Consider the following 1,392-nt stretch of genomic DNA (forward strand, 5'->3'; position numbering starts at 1 on the left):
TGAGGTTAGTCTTAATAGTGGACAACGTAAAATGAGATTTTATTATATAATACAATCATCATTTATAAGGACGTGTCCAGGTATGGGAAAACATTATGATCAAGAATTCAGAGATTATGTTTCTAAATTAGTTATTGAAGAAGGTAGAAAAGCAGCTGATGTTGCACGTGAATTAGAAATCTCATCTAAGTCCATTAGTCGGTGGGTTTCAGCGTATCGACAAAAAAACTGTGGAGAAACGAGTGATAAGTATTTAACGCCCAATGAGGTTGAAAAATTAAAAAAACAACATGAAAAAGAACTAGAAAAACTAAGAGAGGAAAACGAGATCTTAAAAAAGGCCATGCACATCTTCACCAAAAACCAAGCGTAGTTTATAGTTTTATACTTGACCACTCTGAAGAGTATGCTATTTCGAAGATGTGCAGTTTATTTAATGTATCGAAGAGTGGATATTATAAGTGGCTTAAAAAATCTAGAGTTCTATCGGAAAAAGAGGATTATCGTTTAGAACTTCAACAAAAAATAAGTAAATCATTTCATGAGAGTTTTGGAACTTACGGCAGTCCAAGAGTACATTCTGATTTAGATGAATGGGGTTATTCGGTTTCGGAAAAGACTGTAGCTAGAATCATGAATGAAATGGGTTTAAAAGCGAACCAAAAAGCGAAATTCGTGGTCACCACAGATTCAAACCATAATTTAAACACATATCCTAATCTGCTTAATCGACAATTTAACGTAGAAGAACCTAATAAAGTTTGGGTTTCTGATATTACGTATATCTGGACGGTAGAAGGCTGGGTGTATTTGTCCTCCATTATGGACTTATGTTCAAGAAAAATTGTGGGTTGGAACCTGGGGTCAGATATGAAAAAAGAGTTAACTATTCAAGCATTATATATGGCCATTGTTTTAAGGCAGCCTGGCGAAGGTTTAATTCATCACTCGGATCGCGGTTCTCAGTATTGTGCCCAAGATTATATCGATATTATGGTTGAAAATAATATGGAAATCAGTATGAGTAGAAAAGGTGATCCATACGATAATGCTTGTATCGAGTCATTTCATTCCACAATCAAGAAAGATTTAATTTACAGAAGGCGATTCAAAACAAGAGAAGAGGCAATAAAAGCGGTCAATTATTATATTAATAATTTCTATAATGAAAAAAGAAAGCATTCAACTTTAGGATATACTTCTCCAAATGAATATGAGAGAAATCTTCAACCAACAAATGATGTATTTATCTCATAAATTAGACTTTTGGTATTAGAAATGAGCAGTCATGTTTTCGACTGGTCATTTCTAATACCGTACCAAACGAAGTGCGGTAGCGTTGAGTTATAAAAAGTCTCAAATTTTATTGTCCACTTTCTTGACAGAAGACCA

General features: G+C 33.8%; 1 protein-coding gene and 1 pseudogene. Both read left to right on the plus strand.

Annotated elements, in window-relative coordinates:
• The first annotated feature begins 82 nt into the window (after positions 1-82).
• Positions 83-373 carry a transposase gene (locus ACR65M_RS26890; protein ID WP_440274942.1) on the plus strand — a complete coding sequence of 97 codons (291 nt, stop codon included), beginning with the start codon at positions 83-85 and terminating at the stop codon, positions 371-373.
• Positions 367-1,257, plus strand: a pseudogene (locus ACR65M_RS26895) (IS3 family transposase); the annotation flags it as partial. The gene ACR65M_RS26890 and the pseudogene ACR65M_RS26895, both read left to right, overlap by 7 nt.
• Positions 1,258-1,392: the final 135 nt, after the last annotated feature.

This window comes from Ferdinandcohnia sp. SAFN-114, from assembly GCF_059415045.1.